The organism is Phaeobacter italicus (genome assembly GCF_001258055.1).
Lineage (GTDB): Bacteria > Pseudomonadota > Alphaproteobacteria > Rhodobacterales > Rhodobacteraceae > Phaeobacter > Phaeobacter italicus.
Window position 1 is genome coordinate 1 of the sequence record NZ_CVRM01000019.1, and the last position, 7353, is coordinate 7353.

A 7353-nucleotide genomic window follows, 5' to 3' on the forward strand; every position below is an offset into this window, starting at 1 on the left:
GGGTGGGTCAAATCTCGGTGAAAATACCGGGTCAGTTCTCAGTGACAATCAACAATCAGAGCCCATCTACAGCCTAAATAGCTAGCTCAGAAAATGGGTTATCGATGGCCCCAACAACTTGCACAATAAACTCAGCACCTGCAGCAGAGGTTGCATCCGCGTAAGCCTCATCAATGAAGGATATCGCCGCTCGAATGGAACCCATACTACCATCGTAGAGGTTCATGGCTGCATTCGCATCTACCGAGTCCGACATTCCCTTGATGATTGAAAAGTATGCACCGATATCCAGCTTTTGATCGAGATAGTTTCTATCAGGTGAGCCCGCAGAAACTCCCCCTAGTAGTTGGAGAATGAACTCTTCTTCTGAGACCCCCCCACTCTCCAGAGCAGACCTCCAAAAAGCCGCTCCAGTAGGGTCCGAACTGCGGCCAAGCACATTAAGATATGCGGTATCGACAAAACGCTCGACACTCCGCTCATCTCCAAATGTGGCGCGATATTCTAAGGATGTCGAAAAGTTAGCGGCAATCTGCGCTATTGGCATCCCGTTAGCAAAGTGATCGGCCCAATAGTTCAGACCCTGAGCATCAGGAGCCCGGCCAAAGTAAGCAATGTACAATTCAGTAATTTCTTGAATAGAACTAGAATCCAATGAAAGAAGGCCATCTGTGATCACATACCCTGTGCGCTCGCTGTAATCTGGCGAAATAAACTCCAGTTCTTCTACCGAAGAGTACACATCCGTTCCAAAGCCATCTGGGCGCCTATCTTCGACTGTAAGCCCCTGTGTACTGACAGTAATAGTAAAGCTATCCTCAATGGCAAAAAACCTAGCAATATCCCACCCTTCGCCGCCTTCAAAACGGTCATTACCTCGAAGCCCGTTAAAGACGTCGTTTATAGGAGTTCCAGAGAGATCATCATCTCGATAACTACCTTCGATATAATTGGAACTCGCTGGCCCTACGGGCTCTGGCGTGGATTGTGAAGTCGTGTCAACAACAGCCTCCTGAACAATGATCGCTGTTTCATCATGAGAGCTATCTGTTGCTTCCCCAGAAACCGATCCTCCCAGCACTCCTGTACGAGTTTCACTACTGACAAAACCAAAAAGCGGCAAGATACACCTACATTTATATAAAATTTTCCCCTTTATATTGGGAAACTTTCCTGGGTCTAATTTCAAGCTTTAGCAAGGAAATATACGAAAATACCCTATTTTTAGCTACCCCGGAGAAACAATCAAAGTGGAACAAAATGATTGTTGATCACCCGTGTAACGGTCGGCCTGATCCACTCCCCATGTTTCAGCGGTGTAGTCCTAGATTCCACCAATGTCCGGTAAACGGTGTCCTGACCCCACGTTGTAGGGGCGGGGCTCGCCTGCGAGATCACACCCATCTCATAGTGGGGAGTGCGTTTCGCAATGTGCGCTACAAATTCGTTTCTCAAATCGTTGGGCGTCGAGATCTACGCGTCGGGTCACCGGCGGTGGCCGGATGCAGTGAAGGCGCTGGCCGTTGCGGATACGCTTGAGCCGGGCGCGACAGTGAATGCCGTGGCGGCGCGGTATGGGGTCTTGCCAAACCAGCTGTCGGCTTGGCGCCGGCTGGCGAAGCAGGGGGAGCTGGTGTTGCCAGCGGCGGAGCTGGATGAACCGGTCTTCGCTCCGCTGGTGGTCTGCGATGTGCCGGAGGCGCCGCAGGAACCGGACATTCCGGCATCGGAAGAGGTGATCCGGATCCTCTCGGGCGAAGTCAGGATTGAGCTGGCACCCGGCACGCCCGCAGCCCGGATCGCCGAGATCGTGCATGCGCTCGGGACCTCGCCATGCTGATGCCGTCGCAGGGCGTCCGGATCCTGGTGGCGACGAAGCCGGTGGATTTCCGCAAAGGCCATGACGGCTTGGCAGCGCTCGTGCAGTCAGCACTGGCGGAAGATCCGTTCACGGGCACGGTCTTCGTATTCCGGGCCAAGCGGGCGGACAGGATGAAGATCCTGTTCTGGGACGGCAGTGGCTTGGTCATGGCCTACAAGCGGCTGGAGGAGAGCAGCTTCACCTGGCCTGCCATAAGCGACGGGGCGATGACCTTGAAGCGCGCCCAATTTGAGGCGCTTTTTGCCGGGCTGGACTGGCGGCGGGTGCGGTCCCTGGAGGCGCGCCGGCCGGCTGTGGCAGAGTGACTCGGTCGGGCAGAATGCCTGCCCATTGAGGTGCCGATCAGGGTATGGTCCGGCCATGTCCAGCGCCCCGCCCATCGACCTCTCTGCCATTCCTGAAGATTAGCGTGACGCTGTTCTGGCGGTGCTGCGCGAGCGGGATGCACTCAGGGAGGCCAACAAACGCCTGGAGCACCTCGTTGCCGAGCTGAACCAGGCTGTGCATGGCAAGCGGTCGGAGAAACTGAGCGAGGACGAGCGGCAGCTGGCCTTCGAGGATCTTGAGGCCGCAGTCGCCGAGGTCGAGACCCAGCAGGACGAACAGGCTCCGCCGCAAGCGTCCCCGCGCCGGGCGGTCCGGCGCAACCGGGGCAATCTGCCCAAGGACCTGCCGCGGATCGAGAAGCTGATCGAGCCGGACAGCCTGGACTGCCCATGCGGGTGCGGCGAGATGCACCGGATCGGCGCGGATCGCACCGAGCGGCTGGATATTATTCCCGCGCAGATCCGCGTCATCGTCACCGTCCGGCCCAAGTATGCCTGCCGCGCCTGCGCCGAGGGCGTCACCCAGGCACCAGCTCCCGCGCACCTGATCGAGGGCGCCATCGCGCATGTGCTGGTCAGCAAGTTCTCGGACCATTTGCCGTTGTATCGGCAGAGCCAGATCCTGGCCCGCTCCGGGATCGACCTGCACCGCAGCACGCTCGCCGATTGGGTGGGGACAGCCGCCTTCCACCTCGGTCCCGTAGTCGACCGGCTGACTGAGCACCTGAAAGGATCGGGCAAGCTATTCATGGACGAGACCACGGCGCCGGTTCTGGACCCGGGCCGCGGCCGTACAAAGACCGGGTATCTCTGGGCGCTGGCCCGGGACGACCGCGGATGGGGCGGCGATGACCCGCCCGGTGTGGTGTTCACCTATGCTCCCGGCCGCGCCGGGCAGAACGCGGAACAGATCCTGCAGGGCTTCGATGGCATCCTGCAGCTGGACGGCTATACCGGCTATAACCGGCTGACGCGCCCGTCGCGGAAAGGCGGCGCGCCGGTCACCGTCGCGCATTGCTGGGCGCATGCCCGCAGGAAGCTGAAGGAGCTCTTCGACCGCGACGGCTCAGAGAACGCCGCCGAGGGACTGCGCCGGATTGCGGAGCTCTACCGCATTGAGGGTGAGATCCGCGGCATGGGTCCCGGCCAGCGGCTGTCGGCCCGGCAGGCCCGCACCGCGCCGCTGGTCGCCTCATTCGGAGAATGGCTGCAAAACCAGCGCTGCCGGATCTCCTCGAAGTCACGCCTCGGAGAGAAGCTGACCTATATCCATCGTCAATGGGACGGGCTGCAGACCTTCCTCCGCGACGGCCGCGTCGAGATTGACTCCAATGCTGTCGAAAACCTGATCCGTCCGATCGCATTGACGAGGAAGAATGCGCTTTTTGCCGGCCACGACGAAGGCGGCCGCACTTGGGGCCGCATCGCTTCGCTCATCGCCACGGCGAAAATCAACGGCGTCGAGCCCTTCGCTTACCTCAAGGCCACCCTTGAGGCCATCGCTGCAGGTCATCCCGCCAGCCGGATCGACGAGCTCCTGCCCTGGAACTACATGCCGTCAAGCTGATCCAGGGTGAGGTGCAGACGTCGCTTACAATGTCCGCGATAGCTGCGGGTGAGAACGTAACGCTGCTCATGAAAGGGAGTTGCCGAACTCTGCCCGCTTACGTGCTTTGAACTCTTCAAAATCGAACGGCTGCGGCTCGCCGGATTGCTCACCTGCGATCAACGCATCTTGCAATGCCTTTACCTTGGTCTCGTGCTCTTCAAGCAGGCGCAAGCCGGCTCGCACAACGTCACTGGCAGAGCCATACCGGCCCGTCACGATTTGCACCGACAAGACATCGACGTATCGCAAGGTGATCTGGGATGAAAATCGACGTTACGACCCACAGTTTGAGAGCATCACGCATATCGATCGTAAGTGGCGGAACAATCGGATCGAAAGCGACCACGCCGCGCTGAAGCGCCTCTTGGGGTTTCGTCAGAGCTTTCGCTCATTGCAGTCTGCCAAGGCGACCCTCAGCGGCATTGAAACCATCCGAACCATCAAACGCGGTCACATCCATGACAAGCCGCCCGGTGTTAAAGGCGAGGTCCTGTTCGTCGAAAAGCTCTTCCCGGTAAGTGCATGACGCGTGTGGTCAGATCGATCAAGCTCGCCGAACAAGTTAATGCATCAGTCCCCCCTCTGGCCAACTCAGGTATCAACCATAAGCAAATCCATCCTCAATGGTTGCGGCAACACCAACAATGTTCTCAGTGCTTTCAGAAAATCCCGCCAACACTTGAGCACGGCTCGCAGCACCATTGCTCAAGACAGTATTCCAAAACTCAACTCCTGCAGGATCCCCCGCACGGCCTAAAACGTTCTCATAGAGCTGGGAAACAAATTCGCTGTCTGACAGATTGGCACCGTACGCAGTGGTGAACTCATCGGATAAAACAAATGCCTGCGCCATATCTTGCAACGAGAAGCCGCGGTCCATTACGTCGATCCAAAAACTAAGACCTAGTTGATCGGGCACGCGATCGAATGCTGCTTGATACAGACGAAAAGTTGAGCCAGCATTCTGCCCCTCTCCGACATCAATCGCTAAAGACCCATCAGTGAAGGTTAGGCGCTCCACTCCGTCAAGCAGGACAGCTCCGGCAGAAGAGACCAAAAGACCTTGTGCACCTGCGGTGCCGACAAAGTCGAAATCATCGACAGAGGCGCTAATCAAGAATGTATCGACGCCATCACCACCATGCACCACAGCCCCACCATTCAGCAGGCCTAAAACAAAGATATCGTTTTCGGCTGTTCCCAACGTTGCCGTATCTCTGGACACTACGCTCCTGGTGCCAGCTTCAGCATACTGAAGAGTGACGGATCCACTCTTCAGAAACGGTACGTTATCAGTGCTCTCACGCCTCGCCACGTTGAACGGCTGGGTCTCGTCCAATTTTATAGAGTCGGCTAACGCGTCTTCGTTATCAATCAAGTCCAAGAGGGTATTTGATCGCACTTCGTCAATGGCCCGGAGACGTGCTTGCAGGCCACTTAGATCCAAATCTTCATTCGGAAGGCGGTTGGCCGCATCCGCAAGTTGTTCAAAGATAAACCCATATGGCCCCAAATACCCCATGCCATCCATTAGCAGTTCAAAAGTATGGCGGATTGCAGCATCATCCAAAACCTCAGGCAGGATGTTTTCCTCGTACAGGATATCACGCATTAGCTGCTGCATCGTGCTAGATACATCGGGCACAGTCTCTTGAAGAGCCTGTCGAAAAGCAGACTTATCACTTCGAGCCAACTCAGATAATTGCTCAGAAAGAGCCTCTTTCTGAGCTGGTTCCGCTGACTGAAGCGCCTGGATAATCTGGTCATAGTTTGCTCGTTCCCAGCCTGTTTCGGCTACTGCGAACTGAAACTCTCGAGACGTATTAGATGCGTGAAGCGCGCTCACTTCGAGGTGCTCAGCAGCTCCGTTTCCATTGACGTCAAAAAACGCTACTGCTCCTGTCGTATCAATAATTTGAACTTGTATTTCCTCATAGCCGACACGCTCGCCGTTCACCTCATCCCACTGCACAACAGTGAAATTCTCCAAGCCTTCCACCACATCGTCAAACAACACCTTTATGGTAACGCTGAAAGCATACAGACCAGCTGAGTAATATGAGCTTTGGCCGTTATAGCTGGCAGGAATATAGTCCGCATCGTTCGCAGTATCTGCCAGGGTGAAATATACGTTTCTGTCTGTACGCCCCGTCGCACCTGAGTTCCCATAGAACGCGAGCGTAATAGATTGCCCTTCATAGACCATCAACATGACCCAACCTCCTCAGAGGAGGTTGGGTCATGTTGATGACACTTTACCTGTATGGCACGGGCTTTATGAGCTAGCAAAAGCAGCATTTTGGGCAGAGCCGGCCTGCGAGAGTTGTTCGAAACCACTAGCATATTCGTCATTGGCTGTTATCCGCGGGCCCTTTAGCAGCCCTTTCCGGCGTCTATTCTAACAGCACTGGGAAAAAAAACGATCAGTTCTCATTGCAGTGGTTAAATTTTCGCGGCGTGTCGGGTGACACCAATACCCCCTGAACAGGGGGTGCACACCTCACAGGCGCTTCCTTACGATGTCATGGACTACACCACAGATGACTATGATTTGAGCCACGAGCTTTAAACTAGAGGAACCACCGTGCTTGAACTCACCATTGGCGACATCCGCCCTCTACTATCTTTGACTACCAGCATTTTCAACAACTCAGAGTCTATCGCAGTGCAACTGCGCAGTCTCATTACAAGCCTGAACGTTCCTATTACATCAGAGCTCGACGCTGCTCTCACCATCATCGAGCAGAACCCAATCTTGATTGAATTGGGTGTTGATGAGTTCAATGCAGGTGTAGCTGGCTTTCCTGACAGTACCCCCTTGTCAGACATCCCAGCTTTTTCTGGTGTCGGCGGCAATTCAGGTGGCGGTGGCGTCATCACCCCTCCGACGGTTACAGTAGACCCAAACGGTAACGAGATACAGACGTTCTCCCTTCCCTACTCTGATGCGTCGATTGTCATCACAGGAGAGACCGTAACGGTCACATCAGAAGGCGGAGAGACACAGAATCTCGTCGGCCTTGATCGGATCGTGTTTGACGATGGAACACTATACCTAGACACTCAGGATGGCGCAGGCGCACTAAAAACTGCGTACAATGCTGTTCTCGGCGTAAGTACTCCTGATGCAGCCGGATTTGGGTTTTGGCTGAACGAAATCGAATCCGGATCTTCCACCTTATTCTCGGTCATGGAAGCATTTGTTAGAACGGAAAGCTTCAATGCGAAGTACGGGGACAAGTTGACAGACACGTCCGCTCTCTTGGATGCCTTCTATATGGATATTTTTGGACGAGAAGCTGATGCTGCAGGAAAAGCGTTCTGGCAGGAATATATTGAGAATGGCGGGCTTGATGTTTTGGATGAAACACTCGCCTACTTCCTCCAGTCAGACGAAGTAACCAACATCATTGGTAGCAATTTCTCTGATGGTATCTTCATCTAACACTATACCTTTCAGAGCCTTTTTAGGCTCTGAAAGTGACCTGCCCCCCGCGGGTCCCTCGCTCATGACGAGAGTCTGCAGGTTTGATTTT

The 7353-nt window shown here is 55.2% G+C and carries 7 protein-coding genes and 1 pseudogene; 5 read left to right on the forward strand and 3 right to left on the reverse strand.

All coding sequences use genetic code 11. From position 1 onward, the window contains the following. Positions 1-73 precede the first annotated feature (73 nt). Entirely contained in the window at positions 74-1123 is a 1050-nt protein-coding gene (locus tag NIT7645_RS08610; protein ID WP_159420187.1) for a DUF4214 domain-containing protein, read from the reverse strand. A 306-nt stretch (positions 1124-1429) separates the two neighbouring features. Here NIT7645_RS08610 and tnpA point away from each other — a divergent pair, with 306 nt between their 5' ends. From tnpA to tnpC, 3 genes are all read left to right on the forward strand, one after another. Next, on the forward strand, positions 1430-1840 hold the full coding sequence (tnpA, locus tag NIT7645_RS08615; RefSeq protein ID WP_074964383.1) for an IS66-like element accessory protein TnpA: 411 nt from the start codon (positions 1430-1432) through the stop codon (positions 1838-1840). Continuing rightward, positions 1834-2187, forward strand: coding sequence for an IS66 family insertion sequence element accessory protein TnpB (gene tnpB / locus NIT7645_RS08620; RefSeq protein WP_050686646.1), 354 nt, complete (start codon positions 1834-1836; stop codon positions 2185-2187). The genes tnpA and tnpB overlap by 7 nt, the downstream gene beginning before the upstream one ends. 115 nt (positions 2188-2302) lie before the next feature. Continuing rightward, a complete protein-coding gene (tnpC, locus tag NIT7645_RS08625; RefSeq protein WP_242656188.1) occupies positions 2303-3775 on the forward strand; it encodes an IS66 family transposase in 1473 nt (490 codons plus the stop codon). Between the two features lie 66 nt (positions 3776-3841). On the opposite strand, the gene NIT7645_RS08630 is transcribed toward tnpC, so the two are convergent. Beyond that, positions 3842-4066, reverse strand: coding sequence for a type II toxin-antitoxin system ParD family antitoxin (locus NIT7645_RS08630; RefSeq protein ID WP_242656184.1), 225 nt, complete (start codon positions 4064-4066; stop codon positions 3842-3844). Here NIT7645_RS08630 and NIT7645_RS08635 point away from each other — a divergent pair. After that, a pseudogene (locus NIT7645_RS08635) lies at positions 4020-4343 on the forward strand (DDE-type integrase/transposase/recombinase); the annotation flags it as partial. The gene NIT7645_RS08630 and the pseudogene NIT7645_RS08635 sit on opposite strands and share 47 nt — an antisense overlap. Before the next feature lie 72 nt (positions 4344-4415). On the opposite strand, the gene NIT7645_RS08640 reads toward NIT7645_RS08635, so the two are convergent. Next, positions 4416-6029 carry a DUF4214 domain-containing protein gene (locus tag NIT7645_RS08640; protein WP_050686649.1) on the reverse strand — a complete coding sequence of 538 codons (1614 nt, stop codon included), beginning with the start codon at positions 6027-6029 and terminating at the stop codon, positions 4416-4418. A 372-nt stretch (positions 6030-6401) separates the two neighbouring features. On the opposite strand from NIT7645_RS08640, the gene NIT7645_RS08645 reads away from it, so the two are divergent. Further along, a complete protein-coding gene (locus NIT7645_RS08645) occupies positions 6402-7262 on the forward strand; it encodes a DUF4214 domain-containing protein (RefSeq protein WP_050686651.1) in 861 nt (286 codons plus the stop codon). Positions 7263-7353 lie beyond the last annotated feature (91 nt).